The organism is Acidaminococcus sp. AM05-11 (genome assembly GCF_003472805.1).
Lineage (GTDB): Bacteria > Bacillota > Negativicutes > Acidaminococcales > Acidaminococcaceae > Acidaminococcus > Acidaminococcus hominis.
In genome coordinates, this window is sequence record NZ_QRMX01000001.1 from 147428 (window position 1) to 168364 (window position 20937).

At 56.0% G+C, this 20937-nt stretch carries 20 protein-coding genes; 6 read left to right on the forward strand and 14 right to left on the reverse strand.

Annotated features, from left to right (window positions below; all coding sequences use genetic code 11):
- Positions 1-53: 53 nt before the first annotated feature.
- The 14 genes from DW089_RS00670 to rsxC form a co-directional block, all read right to left on the reverse strand.
- Entirely contained in the window at positions 54-1442 is a 1389-nt protein-coding gene (locus DW089_RS00670) for a HAMP domain-containing sensor histidine kinase (RefSeq protein ID WP_231085757.1), read from the reverse strand.
- The gene (locus DW089_RS00675) at positions 1426-2100 is read right to left on the reverse strand and encodes a response regulator transcription factor (RefSeq protein ID WP_105326730.1); all 675 of its coding nucleotides are present in this window, start codon (positions 2098-2100) and stop codon (positions 1426-1428) included. Before DW089_RS00675 ends, DW089_RS00670 begins: the two co-directional genes overlap by 17 nt.
- Before the next feature lie 576 nt (positions 2101-2676).
- On the reverse strand, positions 2677-3519 hold the full coding sequence (amrS, locus tag DW089_RS00680; protein ID WP_105326731.1) for an AmmeMemoRadiSam system radical SAM enzyme: 843 nt from the start codon (positions 3517-3519) through the stop codon (positions 2677-2679).
- Entirely contained in the window at positions 3516-4913 is a 1398-nt protein-coding gene (gene amrA, locus DW089_RS00685) for an AmmeMemoRadiSam system protein A (RefSeq protein ID WP_105326732.1), read from the reverse strand. The genes amrS and amrA overlap by 4 nt, the downstream gene beginning before the upstream one ends.
- A 368-nt stretch (positions 4914-5281) precedes the next feature.
- Complete coding sequence (locus tag DW089_RS00690) at positions 5282-5929, reverse strand: uracil-DNA glycosylase family protein (RefSeq protein WP_105326733.1); 648 nt, start codon at positions 5927-5929, stop codon at positions 5282-5284.
- A gap of 17 nt (positions 5930-5946) precedes the next feature.
- Complete coding sequence (locus tag DW089_RS00695) at positions 5947-6471, reverse strand: Gx transporter family protein (RefSeq protein WP_105326734.1); 525 nt, start codon at positions 6469-6471, stop codon at positions 5947-5949.
- Positions 6452-6829: a NusG domain II-containing protein gene (locus DW089_RS00700; protein ID WP_105326735.1), complete on the reverse strand. Its 378-nt coding sequence runs from the start codon at positions 6827-6829 to the stop codon at positions 6452-6454. The genes DW089_RS00695 and DW089_RS00700 overlap by 20 nt, the downstream gene beginning before the upstream one ends.
- Before the next feature lie 9 nt (positions 6830-6838).
- Positions 6839-7747, reverse strand: coding sequence for an FAD:protein FMN transferase (locus DW089_RS00705; protein ID WP_231085761.1), 909 nt, complete (start codon positions 7745-7747; stop codon positions 6839-6841).
- An 89-nt stretch (positions 7748-7836) separates the two neighbouring features.
- Positions 7837-8757, reverse strand: coding sequence for an RnfABCDGE type electron transport complex subunit B (locus DW089_RS00710; RefSeq protein ID WP_105326737.1), 921 nt, complete (start codon positions 8755-8757; stop codon positions 7837-7839).
- 18 nt (positions 8758-8775) lie between these two features.
- Positions 8776-9351, reverse strand: coding sequence for an electron transport complex protein RnfA (locus DW089_RS00715; protein ID WP_105326738.1), 576 nt, complete (start codon positions 9349-9351; stop codon positions 8776-8778).
- Positions 9344-9943, reverse strand: a complete 600-nt coding sequence (locus tag DW089_RS00720) for an RnfABCDGE type electron transport complex subunit E (protein ID WP_105326739.1) — start codon at positions 9941-9943, stop codon at positions 9344-9346. Before DW089_RS00720 ends, DW089_RS00715 begins: the two co-directional genes overlap by 8 nt.
- 5 nt (positions 9944-9948) lie before the next feature.
- A complete protein-coding gene (locus DW089_RS00725; protein ID WP_105326740.1) occupies positions 9949-10518 on the reverse strand; it encodes an RnfABCDGE type electron transport complex subunit G in 570 nt (189 codons plus the stop codon).
- The gene (locus DW089_RS00730; protein ID WP_105326741.1) at positions 10515-11549 is read right to left on the reverse strand and encodes an RnfABCDGE type electron transport complex subunit D; all 1035 of its coding nucleotides are present in this window, start codon (positions 11547-11549) and stop codon (positions 10515-10517) included. The genes DW089_RS00725 and DW089_RS00730 overlap by 4 nt, the downstream gene beginning before the upstream one ends.
- 25 nt (positions 11550-11574) lie before the next feature.
- Positions 11575-12939, reverse strand: coding sequence for an electron transport complex subunit RsxC (rsxC, locus tag DW089_RS00735; protein ID WP_199614401.1), 1365 nt, complete (start codon positions 12937-12939; stop codon positions 11575-11577).
- Between the two features lie 282 nt (positions 12940-13221).
- Here rsxC and DW089_RS00740 point away from each other — a divergent pair, with 282 nt between their 5' ends.
- The 6 genes from DW089_RS00740 (at position 13222) to DW089_RS00765 (ending at position 20872) form a co-directional block, all read left to right on the forward strand.
- Positions 13222-14130: a radical SAM protein gene (locus DW089_RS00740; protein WP_199614403.1), complete on the forward strand. Its 909-nt coding sequence runs from the start codon at positions 13222-13224 to the stop codon at positions 14128-14130.
- A 40-nt stretch (positions 14131-14170) separates the two neighbouring features.
- Positions 14171-14875, forward strand: coding sequence for a C40 family peptidase (locus DW089_RS00745; RefSeq protein ID WP_231085765.1), 705 nt, complete (start codon positions 14171-14173; stop codon positions 14873-14875).
- Between the two features lie 22 nt (positions 14876-14897).
- Positions 14898-16778, forward strand: coding sequence for a sigma-54-dependent Fis family transcriptional regulator (locus DW089_RS00750; RefSeq protein WP_105326743.1), 1881 nt, complete (start codon positions 14898-14900; stop codon positions 16776-16778).
- A 117-nt stretch (positions 16779-16895) separates the two neighbouring features.
- Complete coding sequence (gene trmB, locus DW089_RS00755; RefSeq protein WP_105326744.1) at positions 16896-17534, forward strand: tRNA (guanosine(46)-N7)-methyltransferase TrmB; 639 nt, start codon at positions 16896-16898, stop codon at positions 17532-17534.
- A 15-nt stretch (positions 17535-17549) separates the two neighbouring features.
- Complete coding sequence (locus DW089_RS00760; RefSeq protein WP_118286651.1) at positions 17550-18755, forward strand: FtsW/RodA/SpoVE family cell cycle protein; 1206 nt, start codon at positions 17550-17552, stop codon at positions 18753-18755.
- Positions 18752-20872 (forward strand): penicillin-binding transpeptidase domain-containing protein, encoded by a 2121-nt coding sequence (locus DW089_RS00765; protein ID WP_105326746.1) that lies wholly within the window; start codon positions 18752-18754, stop codon positions 20870-20872. Before DW089_RS00760 ends, DW089_RS00765 begins: the two co-directional genes overlap by 4 nt.
- Positions 20873-20937 lie beyond the last annotated feature (65 nt).

Consider the following 20937-nt stretch of genomic DNA (forward strand, 5'->3'; position numbering starts at 1 on the left):
TTGGCTACAGTGTAGGGCCGGAACATGAAAGGGAAATGAATGCCAATATTTTTTTAGAATTTCAGGGTAAACGTACTGCCCTTTCCCAGGGTACTGGTGACGCCGGCCTGGGCCTTTTGCAGTTTGGCGGCAGCTGCCACAAAGGACAGCCCCAGGCCCAGTCCCAGGTTCTGCTTCTTGTTCCGGGAGGGATCTGCCTGGTAGAGCCGGTTCCAGATCCGGGGCAGGTCTTCGGGGGGAATGCCCGGCCCGTCATCAGAAACGGCCAGCACCACCCGGCCCTTTTCCTGGCACAGGGAAACCTGGATGGTATGCTTGGCAAATTTCAGGGCGTTATCCAGGTAGTTGCCCAGAATCCGGGCAAGCAGCTGGTCGTTTCCGGTAACGGTAAGGTCCGGTTTTACCTGGAGCTTCCAGGCGAAGTTCTGGGCGGCCGGCAGCTTCTGGTAATCTTCCAGGGTTTCCGTGACCAGCTGGGACAGCTTGACCGGTCCCAGTACCAGGTCTTTCCGGCTGTCCAGCCGGGACAGCTCCAGCAGCTGGTTGATCAGGCGGCTCATGCGCCGGGACTGCTGAAAGATATGCTGAAATTCTTCCTTGGCCTCGGCCACGGTTTCCGTATAGTCCTTGCCGTATTCACTTTCAGCCATGATGACGGCCGTGGGGGTGCGCAGCTCATGGGAGACATCGGAAGTAAAATGCTTTTCCCGTTCCAGCTGTTCTTCCAGTTGGGCCAGCATCCAGTTGAAGGTATGGCCCATCTGGTGGATTTCGTCCTTGCCGTCCCCCAGGGGAATCCGCTGGGACAGGTCCCCGGTTTCCCCAATGGCCCGGGCTGCTTCACTGATGGCCTGGACGGGGGCAAAGCTGTGCCGGATAATCCGGTAGCCGCCCAGGGCAATGAGAAGGAGAAACAGGGGCAGGCTGATGAGCGCCGTAAGCAGGATTACCTGGTAGCGCCGGGCGTAGATTTCATCGGGAAGAATGCCCCGGATCCAGGGCAGGGGCTGTGGGGAGAGGACGGTTCCCGGCTGCCGGAGGGCAGGGCGGATGGGCTGATCCACGTAGTGGTAGCTTTGGCCGTCAATCACGATTTTCTGGGGCCCCCGGTTGAAACGGGGCGGCAGGGCGGGCATCCCTTCCGGTTCCATGCCGGAGAGCAGCTTTCCCTGGGGGTCCCGGAGGGACAGATAGACATTCTTGTCGTAGGGCCGGAAATGCTCCGGGTCCTGGGAGGCCTTATCCACGGCCTTGATCAGGTCCTTGCCGGCGTCCCGGCGCTCGTGGTCCTCGGCCATTTCCAGCACGGCCCCGGTAAAGACGGCCAGCACCAGTGCCAGAAATAGGGTGTACCACAGGGTTACCCGGATGGAAACCGGGAGCTTGGTGAAAAAATGCACCAGTTTATGCCAAAGTAAGGAAAGCCTATTCTTTAAGGACATAGCCGGTACCTCTCACGGTGTGGAGCAGCTTGGGCTCAAAATCCTTGTCGATTTTCTTCCGCAGGGTTTTGATGTACACGTCCACCATATTGGAGGCCCCTTCGTAGGAAAAATCCCAGGCGTGCTCCAGAATCTGCTCCCGGGACAGGACTGTGCCCTGGTTCCGCAGCAGGTAGTCCAAAATGGCAAATTCCTTGGGGGTCAGGCTGATTTCGGTGCCGCCCCGGGTGACCTGGTGGGTCCGGGTGTCCAGTACCAGATCCGCCAAAACCAGCTGGGGGCTGGCGGTCTGCTGGGGGTTGCTCCGGCGCAGCAGGGAACGGATCCGGGCCAGCAGTTCTTCAAACTCGAAGGGTTTTACCAGGTAGTCGTCCCCGCCGCAGTCCAGCCCGGACACCTTGTCCTGGAGACTGTCCCGGGCGGTAAGAAACAGCACCGGCACCTGACTGCCCCGGCTGCGCAGGGTTTTGACCAGGGTCAGCCCGTCCATTTCCGGCATCATGATGTCCACAATCAAAAGGTCATAGTCGGCGGCGTCCAGGTAGGCCAGGGCCTCCTTGCCGTTAAAGGCGGAGTCTACGGAGTAGGCTTCGATTTTCAGCCGTTTGGCGATTATTTTGTTCAGGGAAGGTTCGTCTTCCACAATGAGTATTTTCATGCTTTCCACCTCCGGATACTTCTTTCCTTATTGTACAGGATACTGCCAGAATGTGAAGCGAAAATGAAAACTTTAAGGTTAGCAAAGACTAATATGCCAAAAAATCTTAAAAAATCCCGTAAAGCCTGATATTAACTGGCTTTGCAGCAGAAATAGGGAAACAAAAAAACGACCTGCTGAAAAAAATATAAAATTTTTTCTAAAAGGGTATTGCCTAAATGCGGCTTGTATGCTAGAATCATTCCTGTAAGTAAAGACTAACCGCATTGTCTTTATTTTTTTCAGGTGAGGTTAGCGAAAACTAACCTCACCACTCCCCTTGTTTATTAGCCTTTAGTTTGACCGGCGGCGGGTTGTGTGCCCCTGCTGTGCCGGACAAGCTGCCAGGAGGCAGCTGGAAAGCAGATGCCCTTAGGGCACCAACACAATCTGCCTTCCTCGTGAGAACTGTGTACTGGCGAATGCTTATCATATGGAAACAGAACTCCTCCTGTTTCTCCCTAACCAATTGTTGTCAACCTTCAAACAAAAACAGCGGCAGAGAGCGCAACTCTGCCGCTGTTTTTGTATTTCCGGCTAACAGTTGCCGGTATAGACGTGGTGCAGGGATTTCCGGGCTAGTTCCGCCAGTTTCCTGACCTGTTCCGGGTCCGTGGCAGGAATGTTGCACTGCCAGCGGGGGAAGTACCGGGTCAGGTGGAGGGGAATTTCCGGAGAAAGGCTGGCCAGCCAGGCCACTTCCTGTTCCAGGACGTCTTCCTGGTCGTTTTTTCCCGGTATCAGCAGGGTGGTGATTTCCACGTGGCAGCCCAGGAGGTGGGCGGTGCGGATATTTTCCTTGACCACTTCCAGATCTCCGCCCAGCCAGGCGTAGTATTCTGGGGTAAAGCCCTTCAGGTCGATATTGGCTGCGTCAATCAGCGGCAGCAGGGCTTTCCAGGGACCGGGAGAAATATAGCCGTTAGTTACCAGGACCGTTTTCAGGTTCTTTTCTTTTAGCAATTTGGCACAGTCCCGGACGTATTCGTAGCCCACTAGGGGTTCGTTGTAGGTAAAGGCCACGCCAATATTGCCGGCCCGTTCCTGGTAGTCCAGGGCCATTTGGACCAGCTCTGCCGGGGACAGGGTCATTCGGGCGGCTTCTTCCCCGGCCTGGGAAATGGAGGCGTTCTGGCAGAAGGGGCAGCGCAGGTTGCAGCCAAAGGTGCCCACGGACAGGATTAAGGAACCAGGGTAGAACTGGGCCAGGGGTTTCTTTTCAATGGGATCCAGGGCAATGGACGTGAGCTTGCCGTAGCTTTTGGAAAGCAGGTGTCCATCCAGGTTGATCCGGGCCCGGCAGAAGCCGGTTACGTCCGGGGGCAGGGTGCAGCGCCGGGGGCACAGGGTACACAGGACGTTTCCAGGGTGGCGCTTCATAAATGTCTCACCACCTTGAAGCGCCAGAGCTTAATGGGCTCGCTGGCACCAATCTGTCCTTTTTGCCGGGCAATGGCTACCTGTTTTTCCGGGGTATCCACGCCGTCCAGATCCGGCAACAGCAGCCCTCGGCGTTCATCCAGGGCGCTGCCCACAATGACCCCGTAGGTGCTGGGGTCCAAATAGGACGTATCCGGGATGGGCTCTTTTTCCCCCAGGACGTCCACACTGTACTCCAGATCCGGCAGTTCCTCGGGCCGGACCGGGGTGAAACGGGGATCCCGGCTGGCGGCGGAAATGCCGTTGGAGAGGATTTCCCGGGCAATATTTTCCTGGACCGGGGAAATGGTGCCGATGCAGCCTCGGAGCTGATTGTCCTTGTGGAGGGTGACGAAGACCCCGGCCCGTTGGTTCAGCATTTCCGGAGGCAGTCCCTCCGGCAGGGAAGCCGGCTGGTGCTCCTTCACAAAGGTTTCTACGCTGCGCCGGGCCAGTTTCACGTAGGGGTCTTCCTGGGACTGGCGGAGCAGCCGGGCCGCCGCTTCTTCCTGGAGCAGCTGGGGTAGAAATTCCCGGCTTTTGTCCTTTCCCTGAGGGAAGAAGGAGGCTACCCCGTAGCCCACCCCAAAGGGACCCTCGTGGGACAGCAGCTGGCTTTTTACCGCCAGGCCGTCCAGGGCCCCGGCCATGATCCAGAAGGAACGGAGGCCGCATTCTGCTGCCCGCTCACAAAGGTGGTGGTCTAGGCTCAATAGGGTAAGGAAATCTCCCTTGCCCAGGGCTTCCGTACAGCTTTGGTCAAAAACGGGGCCTTCCTGGGCAAAGCCGTAGGGGCCTTCGGCCAAAAGCTTGTGGGACAGGTCGCCGCTGGCAATGTATACGGCCCGGCGGCCCAGGTGGTTGACGGCGGCTGCAATGGCCTGGCCCAGGGCATAGTGGGCCTTGGCTGGCAGACCGGACAGACCAATCCGGACAATTTTTACCTGGTCCAGGGAGCCGTGCTGGCGGTAAAAGTACAGGGGAATCAGGGTGCCGTGGTCCAGTTCCGCCTGACGGGCCCCCAGGGGTCCTGCGGGGACGCCCCGGGCTTCTGCCTGCCGGCCGATTTCCTTGGCAAGCTGCTGGTCATAGGTTACCTGCACCGTCACCTGCGGGGCCCGGAAGGCCGCAAAATTGCCGGAGCCTGTGGCGTCCGGGGTGATGTGGAAATAATCCAGGTAGAGCTCCGCATGGGGACTGGTGATAATCAGGGTGTCCGGCTGGAGCTGGGCAGCCTGGGCCATGACGGTTTCATAGGCATCAATGGTCTTTTGGATTTTCTTTTCTTCTCCCCGGCCCACTTCCGGCAGGATAATGGGCGGATGGGGTACTGCGAACGCAGCCAAGATGGGCATAAAAAACACCTCGCTTTACTGCCTCTATTGTACCATATGCCGGGGCAGAACGCAGAAACGGCCCGCCCAATTCTTGCGAAAGAACGGGCAGGCCGTAAACTAAAATTTGGAAAAGGTGCCGTAAGTCAAGGGCGGCAGGAAAAAATGCGGCAAGGGAGTGAAGCAGAGAGCAGCTCCTAACGAAAATGCCTTCAGCTGGCCTGATTTTGCCCTGTGAACCCTTAAAATAGCCAGGGGCTACACTGGGTAAGACTGCAATGCCCCGGGACTTGAGAAAGGCAATTTAGCGCTCCAAAAAGTGCTGGCCGCAAAAACGGCCTGCGCTATTTCTCAAAAGAGGAACAACACAGGCCGTACGCAAAGCGGTATCAGGAACGTTTGGTGAAAAGGGAAAACAGGTTTATGGGGCGCACGCTGCACAGGGGGTACTGGGGGTCCGCCTCCAGCGCCTTTGCCCGGGCGGCTTCCAAATCGTGGAACACATCCCATTTGGCGGCAATCTGGGCCTTTCCCGTAAGCCGGAGCAGGTAGGACGGATGGAAGGTGGCAATGCAGTCGATGCCTTGGGAGGTTCTAAAGAAGGTGCCCCTTTCCCGGGTAATTCTGGCCTGTGGTCCCTTAAAATAGCGCAGGGCTACACTGCCTAGGGCCACAATGACTCGGGGCTTGAGAAGGGAAATTTCGCGCTCTAGGAAACGTTTACCGCAGAAGCTGCCTTCTTCCGGGGTGGGGGTCCGGTTGCCTTTGGGCCGGCATTTGATGACGTTGGTGGTAAGCACGTGGTCCCGGGTGATTTTTACAGACCACAGGGCCTTGTCCAGCAGCTGGCCGCTGGGACCAATCAGGGGACAGCCGTACTCATCCTCCACGCCCCCAGGGCCTTCCCCTACCAGCAGCAGGGGGCTTTTCGGGTCGCCAAACCAGCCCACAGGGGCTTTGCAGTCCCCGCGCAGGGGGCAGGCGGAGCAGTCTTCCAGTTCATTTTCCAATTGGCGCCAGGCCGATTCTTCTTCCATGCTTTACGTTTCCTCCCTTACAGGTGCAGTTGTTTTTCCACCCGGTCCAGGAAAAAGCCGGCCAAAAAACCGGTAAAGAGACCGGTGGGAATGCCAATGGCAATCAGGACGGGCAGATAGGAAAACAGGGCCGTGGTCTGCATCAAGAGAACGGCCGCAAAAATCTGGCCGCAGTTGTGGCAAAAGGCCCCCAAAAGGCCCACCCCGACAGGGGAGAACCATTGTTTTTTTACGGCCAGGGCCATGCAGAGAAAGCTGAGTACGGCGCCTCCCAGCCCAATCATGAAGCCCGGGGTGAAAAGGCCGGTGAAAAGCAGCCCCGTTAAAAGCAGCCGGGTGGTGAGGAACAGGGCGCCTTTGGTGGTTCCGTACAGGTACAGCACAATCATGGTGACACTGTTGCCCAGGCCCAAATGGGCGCCGGGCAGGGGCAGCAGGTAGGCTACGCTGGTTTCCGCCAGGCGCAGGGCAATGGCGGCGGCCAAGAGGATACCCAGCTGGGTCAGGTCACGGGTGGTCAGTTTACCGGAGGATGGCGTCATGATCATTCTCCTTTGCAGCAGTGGTCAGGGTGACCAGTACCTTTTCCGGCACGCAGGCCACGGTCTGGCCGGATTGGGTGATTTTGCCCTGGTGGACGCAGACCTTGTCCGGGCAGGGGGACGAAATGACCCTTCCGCCGTCCTTGTCGTAGGCGATGACCATTTCACCGTCTTGGACCGGGACGATCAGTTTGGTTTCTGAAGTGACATTTTTCAGTTCGATCCGCTGGAGGACCTGCTGGTCCCGGCGCACCACCAAAACTTTATTCTGGGCGGAGGGATCCGCCCGAAACAGGAAGTAGCTGACTAGGCCGGCCAGGGCCAGCACCAAAATCAGCCAAAAATCATTTTTACGCATAACGTCTCCTTACTTTCCAGGGGTAAATATTTTGGCAAGGCCCGAGGATACATGAAGGGTACCTTCACTATCCACGTAGACCATTTCCAGTTCCGGATCCTTTTCTACCAGGTCCAGGGCCTGCTGCCAGGGCAGCCCAAAGAGCAGGGTGGAGTAGTAGTCCGCCCAGAAGGCGGAATGGGTAACCACCGTTACGGAGCGGCAGAAGCGGGAAGGCCAGCCGGTGCCCGGGTCCAGAATGTGGTGATAGCGGACCCCGTCCACTTCGTAGTAGCGCTGGTAGTCCCCGCTGGTGGCAATGGCTGTGCCGGCGGGCACCAGCAAGGTACCCAGCACCTTTTGGGCGTTCCGGGGATCCTGGATGCCGATTTTCCAAGGCTTTCCGTCGGGCTTATTGCCGATAATCTTGATGTTGCCCCCAGCGTTTACCAGGGCCGTTTGGATGCCTGGCTCCTTGGCCAGCTGGTTGGCGGTCTGCTCAACGGCGTAGCCTTTGGCTACCGCTCCCAGATCCAGCTGGGCACCATTTGCCAAAGTGATGGTACCGTTCTCCTGGGATACAGTATACTTGTCCGGACCGCATTTGGCCAGAGCCTGATGAATTTCTTCTGCGGTGGGCACGGTTTTGCTGTCCCGGTGCTGGTTCCAGACCTGGATGACGGGCCCCAGGGTTACGTCCAAAGGAGCGTTATGCAGAGGGGCAATCTGCTGGAGGATATCCAGCAGGTAGGGGGAAGCCTTTTGGGGTCCCTTGCCCGCTGCCTGGTTGATGGCGTACAGGTCCTGGGGCCCCTGGGCCGTGTAGGGGTCTGTTTCGTTGGCAATGGTTTGGAACAGGGTAAAGGCCCTGGCGGTAGCGTCCTGAAGCTGCGTTTTGCTGTCACCGGTGGTGGTAATGGTGACAATGGTATCCATCATAAACCGGGTATCCTCATGTTTTGCCGGTTGAAAAAAGCAGCCCGATAAAATCAGGCTGCTGAAAAACAAAGTTAACGCAAGAAGTTTTTTCATTTTCTGGCTTGGGCCTGAGCCTGAGCAGAAGGACAATTGGCGGCCATGGCGCAGCAGGCGCAGCCGGTAGGTTGTTCTTTGGCAGGGGCTTCAGGGGAGCCGGTAACCGGCGTAACGTAAACCAGGCACTTCCGGGGGCATTTTTCTACGCAGATGCCGCAGCCATCGCACTTGGTGTAGTCGATTACAGGAATGCTGCCGTTGACACCGTCTTCCATGGTGATGCAGTGCTGCGGGCAGTTCTTGGCGCACATGCCGCAGCTGATGCAGGATACCTTGCAGTCAGTCATGGCAGCTTTGCCTTTTTCACGATTGTTGCATTCCACCAGGACGTTCTTGGAAGCATCAATCATTTCAATCAGCAGCTGCGGGCAGGCTTTGGCGCAGGCTTCGCAGCCGACACATTTGTTGTAGTCGAATTCGGGCAGGCCGTTGGCACCGATTTTCAGGGCACCGAAGTTGCAGGCGTCCACGCAGGCGCCGTCTCCGAAGCAGCCGTAGTTGCATTGGCCGGGGCCGCCGGTCTGCTGGGCTCTCAGGTAGCAGTTGTGGACACCTTCGTAGTTGGAAATACGGGTCCGGTTGGCAGTGCAGCCGTTGCAGTGCAGGCGGGGAATGTAGCGGATGGCGTTCTCGTCATCGCCGGTGTCTTCCACACCCATCACAGCGCCGATGGCTTTTTTGCTGTCGGAGTTGGCTACAACGCATTTGTTGGCGTCAGCCTCTCCGGCTACAATGGCGTTGGCCAGGGCAGCGCAGCCTGCGTAGCCGCAGCCGCCGCAGTTGGCGCCGGGCAGCAGGTTGGTGACTTCGTTGATGCGCGGATCTTCTTCAACGGCAAACTTCTTGCCGGCAGTTGCCAGGACAAGACCGAAAATGCCGCCCAAGACCGCAACCAGAATTATAGCAGTTGTCATAATTGTTCAGCTCCTAACTTAATGGATGCCGCTCATTCCCATCATGGAAATGGACATACAGCTGGCAGTGATCAAAGCAATGGGCAGGCTCCGCAGGCATTTGGGCAGGGCATCTTCATCCAAACGTTCCCGAATGCAGGAGAACAGCAGGATGGCCATGGTGTAGCCCAGGGAGGTACCGATGGAGTTGGCTACGGAATCGATGAAGTCGTAGTTCTTCGTTACGTTGATCAAAGCAATACCCAGGATGGCGCAGTTGGTGGTGATCAGAGGCAGGTAGATACCCATGGCCTTGTGCAGGGCGGGCATAGCCTTTTTCATGAACATTTCAACCAGCTGTACCAGGGTGGCAATGGCCAGAATGAACACCAGGGTGTTCAGGTATTCCAGATGGTAGGGAACCAGCAGCAGGTAATAAATCCCGTAGGAAAGGATAGTGGCCAGCAGCATTACGAAGGATACGGCAGCACTCATACCTACAGAGTTGTTGAAGTTCTTGGATACCCCCAAGAAGGAGCACATGCCCAGGAACTGGGACAAAATGATGTTGGAAACGAAAATGGCACCAAAGATAATGCCGAATGTACTACCCATTATGAGCCACTCCTCTCTCTCTGAAGTAGTTTACAGCAGCAAAGACAAAGCCCATGGTCAGGAAGGCGCCGGCCGGCAGGATGAAGATCAGCACAGGCTGGTAAGCGGTTCCCAGCACCAGATGGCCAAACAGTTTGCCGGAACCGATCAGTTCACGGAAGGTGGCAATCAGGAACAGGGCGAAAGTGTAGCCAATGCCCATGCCGATGGCGTCCAGGGCGGAATCGATGATGCCGTGGTCGCAGGCAAAGGCTTCAGCACGGCCCAGTACGATGCAGTTTACTACGATCAGAGGAACGAATACGCCCAGGGATGCGTACAGGGCAGGTACATAAGCCTGCATCAGCATCTGCAGCAGGGTTACCAGGGAAGCGATAACGACGATGTAGCAGGGGATATGAATCTGATCAGGAATCAATTTCCGGATGGCGGAAATGATGATGTTGGAGAAAAACAAAACGAAGGTGAAGGCACAGCCCATACCGATGGCGTTGTCCAGGGAGTTACTGGTGGCCAGAGAAGGACAAACACCCAACAACTGGACGAACAAGGGGTTTTCCTTGATGATGCCTTTAGTCAGCTCATGCAGCATACGAATCAGTCCTTTCCGTTAGCATAATTTTTCATGTAGTGCTCCCGTGCTTCGTTGATCCCGGTGACTACCGCTCTGGAAGTGATGGTAGCTGCGGTGATGGCACGGATTTCATTGTCTTTGCTGGGAGTCTGTTTCGTAACAACCAGGGCGTCTTTCAGAGGTTTGCCCTTGAATTGCTGCTGCCATTCCGGTTCGGTGCTTCTGGCGCCCAGACCGGGGGTTTCGCTGTGGCTCAGGACTTTGATGCCGGTAATCTTGTTGTCCGGGGTGGAGAAGCCCACCATGAAGGTGACCTTGCCGCCGTACCCGGTGGGTTCTACGGTGTAGATGTAGCCGTTGACTTTGCCGTCCTTTTTGGACTGCTCAATATCGGCAATCAGGCCGCCAGGAGACTTTTCCTTGGTCAGGTCGCCCAGCTGGGGCAGAACGTCCCGATAGGCTGCTTTTACATCAGCTTCCTGTTTGGCAGCAATGATGCCCTTGGTAACTTCGTTGGCGCCCGCCACAAAGGCAACGGAAATGCCGCAGGTGAGAGCCAGGATTCCTGTAAATTTCACAAAGATGTTTTTCATTTCTTCAGGCCTCCTCCAAAGGATACGTTCCGGACGAAGCGGTCAATCATGGGAACTACCATGTTCATCATCAGGATGGAGTAGCAGACGCCTTCGGTGTAGCTGCCCCGCAGACGGATCAGGGAGGTCAGAAGCCCCAGGCCAATGGCGTAAATGATCCGGCCTTTTTTGGTGATAGGAGAAGTTACCCAGTCAGTGGCCATGAAGAAAGCACCGATCATCAGGCCGCCGGCAAACAGATGGTACAGGGGAAAAGCTGCAGGGTAGCCCATAACTGTGCCATAAATGCCGGTTACGATGGCTACGGTCAGCAGATAGAAAACGGGAATCCGCCAGTCAATCAGCTTCTTGTAGATCAGGTACAGGCCGCCCAGAACCAGGGCCGGTACACAGGTTTCACCCAGGGAACCGCCCACATTGCCGATGAACAGGTCGGACAGGGGAGGCAGCTGGGCTGCAGCAGCAGCGCCGCCAGCCTGCCAGATTTTTTCCGTGGCTCTCATGACAGCCAGGGGAGTGGCAGCGGTCATGGCATCAGCGGAAGCGGTAGCAGCGGTGGTAGCCATGGCTTTGGTGGCAGGAATGACCCAGGTGGTCATCTGCTGGGGGAAGGATGCCAAGAGGATGGCACGGCCGATATGGGCCGGGTTAAAGATGTTGCGGCCCAGACCGCCGAATACGGCTTTGCCTACAACAATGGCGAACATACCGCCCAGGACTGCCATGTAAGGCGGCAGGCTGGCGGGCAGGCACAGGGCCAACAAAAGACCGGTCAGGGCGGCGGAGCCGTCGCTGGTGGTGTTCTTCTTTCCCATCACCTTGTTGCTGAGCATTTCAAAAATGACGGCAGAAATCATGGTGCAGGCGATGACGATGACGGCATCCACGCGGAAATAATACACAGAAGCCAGTACGGCAGGCACCAGGGCCAGCATTACTTCCCTCATGGACTTGCTGATCGTCAGATCACAGTGCATATGGGGAGAAGAGGAAAGGAGAACCAAAGGCTTAGGTTCTTTAATAGGTTCCATAATCAATATCCAGTCCTTTCACGAGTTATTTATTTAATTTGTAGAAGGGGTTGTGGCCGCCGCTGCTGTTCCCTTTGATGAACTGCTTGCCCATACGGATGTATTGGACCAAAGGAATATAAGCGGGGCAGACGAAGGCACAGGAACCGCATTCGATGCAGGCGTGGCAGTAGAATTTTTCTGCTGCTTCCCAGTTCTGCCGTTTTACGGCTTGAACAATCTCGGTGGGTTCCAGCTTCATGGGGCATACATCGACGCAGCGGCCGCAATGTACGCAAGGACTGGGTTCAACATATTGGGCGAAAGGAGATTTGGAATTGAAGACCAGCACACCGGTGGACCCTTTGATAATGGGGTAATCCAGGGAGTTTACGGCAAAGCCCATCATCATACCGCCGGCTACGATCTTGCCGGGATCCCCTTCCAGGCCGCCGGCAGCTTTTACTGCATCGGTGAACAGGGTGCCCAGGCGCAGGATGTAGTTGCCCGGTTTCTTGACGCCGTCGCCGCTGACCGTAACCACTCTCTCGTACAGAGGAATGTTGTTTTTGATAGCCCGGCAGGCAGCTACTGCAGTGCCCACGTTATCCACGATAACGCCCACATCAGCAGGCAGACCCCGGTCAGGAACCGTACGGCCCGTGGTAGCGTAGATCAGATGCTTTTCAGAACCCTGGGGGTACTTTTCAGCGCAGACCTGAACCCGGATATTCGGTTCGGAAGCAACTTTCTTTTCCATCAGGGCAATGGCATCGGGTTTGTTGTCTTCAATGCCGATGATGCCTTGGGAGGCACCGGAAGCCATGAGGAAATACTTCAAACCTTGGATGATTTCATCGGAGCATTCCAGCAGGGTCCGATGGTCGGCCGTAATGAAGGGTTCGCATTCGATGCCGTTCAGGACGATGGTATCGATGGGACGGGCTCCTTCTTTGGGGGGAGCATACTTCACTGCGGTGGGGAACATGGCGCCGCCCATACCGGCGATGCCTTTATCACGCAGTACCTGACGGATCAGTTCCGGCGTGATCTCTTCTTCGCTGCGGGGTTTGATATCCTCGCAGAGGGTATCCTGCCCATCGTTTTTGATAACGATGCATTGGGCAAGCATCCCATGGACCATGTAGCGGCTTTCAATCTTGATGACGGTACCGCTGACGCTGGCATGGACATTTGTGCTTACAAAGCCTCCTGCTTCACCGATCACTTGTCCGATCGTGACTTTATCCCCTGGTTTAACCACCGGTTTTGCCGGAGCACCAATGTGCTGGGAAAGAGGAATGTACACCATGTCCGGGGCCGGGCATCTTTCGATGGCCAATTTGTCGGTCAAGGACTTGCTGGGGGGTACAGCGACACCACCCATGAAACTTGCTTCTTGTGCAGACATTCAGTTCACCTCTAACCTTTCATGTGTCAACTTCAACTAAAAATTATATATTGTCAAATGGCAAAAAACAAGGGGAGAGGAAAATGAGCTGAGAATGGGCAAAATAAAAACGAGGTTTTTATTTCTTTTCAAAAAGTTTACAAAAGATAATGTAAAAAACTGTAAAATAGTTTATAATAATTAACACGACAGGTGCAGTTGTGTATAATATGTGAATTTGTAGAATCTTATGAAAAAACTGTCTATATATAGGAAGAAAGAGTACTTACGGAGGCTGATGGGATGTTTGGTTTGTATTTTGATGATTATGAAACGCCGGTGTTCCGGCCCCCCAGTGAAGCGTTCAGCTTTATCCTGCGCGTAACCCGGGGCTGTGCCCACAATGCCTGTACGTTCTGCGCCATGTACAAGGAGGTGCAGTTCTGCGTCTGCAGCGATGAGGAGATTGCCAAGCAGATCGGCATGGCTGCCAAGTATGCCAAGGACCAGGTGAAGCGGATTTTCCTGGCGGACGGGGACGCTTTGGTGCTGCCCACCGCCAAGCTGATCAAAATTTTACATGTGCTGTATGAAACCTTCCCCAACCTGCAGCGGGTAACCTCCTATGCAGGGCCCCGGGACATCCTGCGCAAAAGCGACGAGGAAATGGCCCAGCTCCGGGAAGCGGGGCTCAAGATGCTGTATCTGGGCCTGGAAACCGGGGATACGGAGCTCCTCCGGCGGATCAAGAAGGGCGTTACGGCGGAAGAGGCCATTGCTGCCGGGCAAAAGGTCATCCGCAGCGGCATGAAGCTGTCCATGATGGTGATTGCAGGGCTGGGCGGCAAGGAGGGCAGTGAGCGGCACGCCATAGAAACAGGCAAAGCCATTTCGGCCATTGAGCCCAATATGCTCAGCGTACTGACCCTGCGGCTATATAAAGGAACTGAAATGCTGGAGCAGTTCCAGAACGGGGAATTTGAGCTGCTCTCCCCGGCGGGCCTGGCCCAGGAGGTGCACACCATGCTGGAGCACACCTTTATCAGTCCAGAGCGCCATACGCTGTTCCGCAGCAACCATATTTCCAATTACATTATGCTGAAGGGCACCCTGCCCCAGGATAAGGAGCGGCTGCTCCGGGAACTGGAAGAGTCCATGACGAAGCTTTCCAAATTGACGGATTGGGAAGTTTATACTAATATGGAGTATTAAGGTTGTATCATTTGAAATATAAGGAAAAGAGGCACCCATTATGAGACTGCATAAACTTCTTGCAGCATTGCTGCTTTCCATGCTGGTACTGCCCCTGCCTGCAGGTGCAGCTGCAAAAAAGGCCGCTCCCTTGACCGTAGGGGATAAGGGCTGGAAGGTCAAATCCGTTCAGATGAAACTCAATGCCATTGGGGTAAAGACGCCGGAAACCGGGAAATATACCAAGGACCTGGCAGAACAGGTACGGGATTTTCAGCGGAAAAACCGGCTGAAGGTCACCGGCCAGGTGGATGACAATACCTATTACCGGATTACCGAATCTGCCTTTGAGAAAGAGGGTATCCACGGGGTCAGCGGCCGGGACATTGTCCGTACCGCTTCCCGCTACAAGGGGGTTCCCTACAGCTTTGGGGGAACGACACCCCGGGCTTTTGACTGCTCCGGGTATGTCCAGTACGTCTTCCGGCAGCACAAGGCAGCGCTGCCCAGAACGGCGGATCTCCAGTATGAAAAGGGCATGTTTGTTACCCAGCGGCAGCTGCTGCCGGGGGACCTGGTTTTCTTTACCACCTATGAACCGGGGGCTTCCCATGTAGGCATTTATGCCGGCCAGGGAATGTTCTGGAGTGCCACGTCTTCCGGCGGGGTGCGTTTATGCAGTTTGCGTGAAAATTATTGGCGTACGCGGTATTATGGCGCCAAGCGAGTTCTGGTACCGGATTCCGGGCAGCGCTCGTACCGCTGATCAATCGGGGGGTTATGACTAGATGATTAGAGAAAGACGCAATAAAGATAAGCTGACCAGCTACTACAACAAATTTATCAACGAAGGGATTCTGGATCCCAACGTGCATCCCTGGGTGGCCGAATCCTGGCGCCGGTGCGAAGCCCGGAAACTGAACCATGAAACCATGCCGGTGGATGGGGTGCGCCTGTCTCCCAGCGAGCTGCAGCACCAGCTGGAGCTGCAGAAGGATGTAATCGAGTATGTGGACGGCTTGTTTGAACAGAACCAGCAATATTTCAACAGCCATAATCTGAGTATGCTGCTGGTGGATAAAGACGGCTACGTACTGAAAAACTACGCCATGCCTTTCTTCCAGAGAAGCATTGAAGATATCCAGGGCATGCGGGTGCTGGAGGAGGACGTGGGTACGTCCAGTATTTCTGTGGCCCGCAGCCATAATGCGCCGTTTTTGATGTTTGGGCCGGAAATGTGGATTCGGGAAAGCCATTCCGGGGACGCCTGCTCCACGCCTGTGATTGTAGCCGGGCAAAGCCGGTACATCATGGCCATTTTCTCCCTGGACCAGAACGACCTGCCCTACGATATTCTGCTGAGCCTTTTGATGACCATGCGGTATTCTTTGGAAAAATTCCTGGATATGCAGGAATTCTGGCAGGCTTGCGGGCTGATTTCGGAAGAAATCCCTGCTTCTGTATACTGGGTCAATAAGGACGGGTCCCTGCGTTTTGCCAACAGCAACGGGAGAAAGCGGCTGGAAGGGAAGGACCGCCTGGATCAGGTCTTCCTGAACTACGAGCATATTCCCATCCAGAAAGGTCTAGGGGGCAAGAGCACCATCCGCAAGGAAATTACCTGGATTACCCAGGACCGGACCTACGAAGATGTGACCAGCGTCCTGCCGGTGAAGCTTGCCGGCCGGGTGGAAAGTGTCATCATCATCTCCATGGCCATTGAAGATCTGAAAACCACCATTGCCCATGCTACCGGCTACAGCTCCCGCTACAGCCTGTACAGCATGGTGGGCAATTCCAACGAATTCCTGGCGCTGCAGCACAAGGCTGCCCGGGTTGCCCGGGGCGACAACAATCTGCTGCTCCAGGGGGAACCGGGTACGGGCAAACAGCGCCTGGCTCATGGTATTCATCAGGCCAGTCCCCGGGCGGCGGCACCGCTGATTACGGTACGGGGCCACGAAGGTCCGGAAAGCCAGCTGGAAGCCGAGTTCTTTGGCTCCGACGACGGGGCCGGCCATGTCAGCGCAGGCAGCCTGGAACTGGCCAACGGCGGCACGTTGTTCCTGGACGAGATTGAGAAATTCCCTGTCCGGCTGGAAGATGTGCTGGCCGATGCCCTGCGCAACGGGGTGCTGAACCGGGAAACCGGCACCCGCCGGAAATTCAATGTCCGGGTGATTGCCGCCTGCGATTCCAACCTGAAGCGGCTGACGGACAAGGGACTGTTTTCCAGAAGCCTGTACGAACTGGTGATTGGCACCGTCATCCGGGTTCCGCCCCTGCGGGAACGGGTGGAGGATGTGGAAGTTATTGCCAACCACATTCTGACGGAAATGGCTGCCCGGCACAATATGCCCAGCAAGACCCTCTCCAAGGAAGCCCTGCATATGCTTAACAGCTGTCAGTGGCCGGGGAATATCAAACAGCTCCAGGGCGTGATTGAGCAGGCTTTCTTCCATACGGCCGGCAGCGTCATTGAAGCGTCCCATATCAAGCTGCCGGGAGAACATCGGATTGAAAAGTCCTGGAAGCACGACAAGGATGCCTTTGTGGCAGCCTGGAAACAGGCCGGCGGCAATATCAGCAAGCTGGCTCTCATGCTGGATGTAAGCCGGGTAACGCTGTACCGGTATTTGAAGAAATATGATTTGGGGCCAAGCAAATAAGCCTGGGCCAAAACAATGACTCCTTTGGGAAAAATCCCGGAGAAATTGCATCAAGGGGTGGTGCATAGGTGCTGAAAACTTATCCATCACCCTGATTTTTTTTGTGGAGGTCGCAGAATGCGTTTACGAAAGAAACCTTGGATTGCCAGGGCCTTGGAAGACTATACGGGAAAAGAACTGCTGGAAGATCATTTGGAAGAATACCGGGGCAATTGGTCCAAGCTGCTGGGAGACCGGCCGGTCCATATGGAAATCGGCTGCGGCAAAGGAAAGTTCCTGGCAGAAATGAGTCAGCTGCATCCGGAAATCGGGTATTTGGGCATGGAAACCCAGCGGGACATCTGCTACCATGCCGTGAAGAAAATCCGGGAACTGGAGCTTCCCAACGAACGGATTCTCCGGGCCAATGCGGAGCACCTGCTGGATTGGTTTGCGCCGGGGGAAGTGGAGCAGCTGTATCTTAACTTCAGCGATCCCTGGCCCAAGGCCCGGCACGCCAAACGGCGGCTGACCTACCGGGGCTTTTTGGCCACCTACAAGACCATTCTGAAACCCGGGGGCCATCTCCGCTTCAAAACGGACAATGATGACCTGTTTGCCTTTTCCGTGGAAGAATTTCAGGCCTTTGGCCTGACCATCCTGGAACTGAGCCATGACCTGCACCATACGGATATTCTCAATGAGGCCCAGACCGAATATGAGGAAAAATTCAGCGGGAAAGGGAAAAACATCAATTTCTGTGAAGTGGTTTTCTAAAGGAGCAGGAGGGTTATGCAAAAACGGTTTTTGATTTGGGAAAATCCCAGGGACGCCATTGTTTCCCTGGTACTGTTTCTCATGCTGCTGGGCTGCGTCAATGTATTCAGTGCCAGCTTTGTGACAGCGGCCGATATGTTTGGCAACGGCTATCACTACCTGATCCGGTACGCTGCCTACGGGGCGGTGGGACTGGCCTTCATGTATTGGCTGGGCTGGAAAACCGACTATCATAATTTCTTTAACTACAATTCCCAGATCTATGCCATCTTTTTGGCCATTCTGATTGGGGTGGATGTTTTTGGGAAGACCACCAAGGGGGCCCAGCGCTGGGTCACTATGGGGTCCATTTCCTTCCAGCCTTCGGAATTTGTCAAGCTGGCGGTGATTATTATGGGAGCCGGCTATTTGGGCCATTTGATGGTCAAGGGGAAAAAGCCCCGTCTGATGGATTTGGGCAGCAACCTGGCTTTTTGGGCTACGGCGGTTTTGGCCGCTTTGGTGCTGCTGCAGCCGGATATGGGTACGGCGGCCATTATTATGGCCCTGATTACTGTTTTGTATATTGTGGCAGGGCTGGACCTGCGGGAAATCGGGATTTTGGGCGGCGCAGGACTGGTCGTATCCATTGCCGCCATTCTCCAGGCACCCTACCGGATGAACCGGGTGCGGCTCTGGATTGATCCCTATCTGGACCCCCAGGGCAACGGCTACCAGGCTGTACAGTCTTTTGTGGCCATTGGCAGCGGCCGGCTCATTGGCAGCCATTTTGGCATGGGCTTTGGCAAGTTCTTCTATCTGCCGGAAGCCCATACGGACTTTGCCTTTGCCATTTTCTGTCAGGAATGGGGCTTTTTGGGGGCACTGTTCCTGATTTTCATCTTTATCCTGCTGGCGTTTGCCCTGTACCGGGTGGGCCAGCATACCCAGGACCGGGCCGGTTTTCTGCTGGTCACTGGGGTGAACTTCCTGGTGGTGGGCCAGGCCTTTGCCAATATGGCCATGGTCTGCGGCCTTTTGCCGGTTATTGGCGTTCCCCTGACCTTTATCAGCTACGGGGGCACCAGCCTGGTTGCCAGTCTGATGGGCATTGGTCTGGTGCTCAGTGTGTACCGGGCGGAAGTCCAGCGGGAGCGGGGAAAACTGGCTCCGGATATGCCCCGGAGTACCCAAAGACCCCGTTTTGGCACTCGGCCTGGGGCTAGGAGGTGGCGGCCATGAAGTTTCCTAAGATTCCCAAGCCTTCCCGCCGCAGTCAGCCGGAAGAGCGGAAAACCAGGTTCCCCATCCCTCCCCATAGGGAACGGGTGCTCCATCTGGATGCGGACAAGCAGAGCATCTTGAAGCAGGGCAAAACCCGGGCCGTGTGGATAGGCCGCCTGGTAGGCATTATGGTGGTATTGATTATCGTCCGGATTGGCTATCTGCAGCTGGTGGATGGGGCCCAAAATGCCCGGAACGCCATGGACCAGATTACCGGGGAACATACGGAAGTTACGCCCCGGGGCAGTATTGTGGACCGGAACGGGGAAGAGCTGGCGGTCAGCGTTATCAGCAAATCCCTGTACGTGAATCCCCAGGAAATGAAGGATGACCCGGCCCGGTGGCCGGCGGGAAAGATGCCCCAGCGGGATCCCCGCCGGGTGGCAGCGGACCAGCTGGCCCCTGTACTGGGACTCAATGCGGACGACCTGTACCAGGAGTTCTCCGATACCGATAAGCAGTTTATTTGGGTCAAACGGACCCTGGACCCCCATGTGACGGACAAGGTGGAAGCAATTCTCAAGGACCAGAAGCTGCCGGGTTTCCATTTCCAGGAAGAAAGCAAGCGCTTTTACACGAAAAACAAACTGGCAGCCCAGGTGCTGGGTTTTGTGGGCACCGATGATGTGGGCCTGGAGGGTATCGAAGCCTCCATGAACAAGGAGCTGAAAAGCGTGGATGAAAAGCGCAGCAGCTACTTTGACGCCCACGGCAACCGGGTGGCCCAGCAGGGTTCCCAGCTTCAGACCCAGGCCCGCCGGATGAATACGGTGGAGCTGACCATTGATGCCCAGATGCAGTTCATCTTGGAAAAAAGCCTGGACGAGGCCATTGCCAAAACCCATGCGGCCAGCGCTGCAGCCATTCTGATGGATCCCAATACCGGGGAAATCCTGGGTATGGCCAGCCGGCCCACCTTTGATCCCAACGTGTTCTACAAGGGCACCCAGCAAGAGTATATGAACCGGGGCGTGGGCATTGTGTACGAGCCCGGCTCTGTCTTTAAGCCCATTATCGGCTCTGCCGGTCTGATGGAAGGCATCATTACCCCCAATACGCCCTTTAACGACCAGGGTTCCATTGATGTAGGGGGCCGGCGGATCCGGAACTGGGACGGCAAGGGGATGGGGCACGTGACCTTTACGGACATCATCAAATTCTCCCTGAACACCGGCATGGCCGACCTGGGCCTGAAGCTGGGAGGCGAGAAGGAAACGGAATACGCCAAGCTCTTTGGCTTTGGTTCCGTAACCGGCAGTGATGTGCCCGGGGAAGAAGCGGGCATCCTGTACAATCCGGAAAACATGGTTCCCTCCGATGTGGCTACCATGGCCATCGGCCAGGGGATTGCGGTAACGCCCCTGCAGATGCTGCGGGGCATCTGCGCCATTGCCAACGGAGGTACGCTGCTGAAACCCTATATTGTGAAACGGGTCATTGCTCCCGACGGCAAGGTGCTGCGAGAGGGCAAGCGGGAAGTGGTACGCCAGGTAATTACCCCGGAAGTGGCTGAGGAAATGCGGGGCATGATGGAGAAAGTGGTTTCCGAAGGCGGCGGCAAGACGGCACAGATCAAGGGCTACAAGATTGCCGGCAAGACCGGTACTGCTGAAAAACTCTCCCCCAAGGGCGGCTACATTCCCGGGGTGTATATTGCTTCCTTCGTGGGCTTTGTGCCCAGTGACAAGCCCAAGTACGCCATGATCATCATGCTGGACTCTCCCAAGGGCGCCTTCTACGGCTCCCAGGTGTCCGCGCCTATTTTCCGGGATACCCTGCAGCAGATCCTGGTAGCCAAGGGCATTCAGCCCAGCGACTCCGAAGGTCTGCCTACGGTGGAATCCCTGATTTCCGGCGGCGGAGAGCAGAAGGAACTGGCCCCCCTGGTACCCCAGGAGGACGGCTCCGTGAAGCTCACCAATCTGGCGGGTTATTCCATGCGGGAAGTGGCTGCCGCCCTGGAAGGGGGCAATCTGTCCCTGATTCCCATTGGCAGCGGCACCAGCTGGAAGCAGGATCCGGCTCCGGGAACGGTACTTCAGCCGGGAAATACCGTAACAGTCTATTTTCACTAAAAGAATGATTTGTCACAAGGCCTGGCATGGTGTAAAATAGCTTTATCATGCCAGTACCGCCTTGG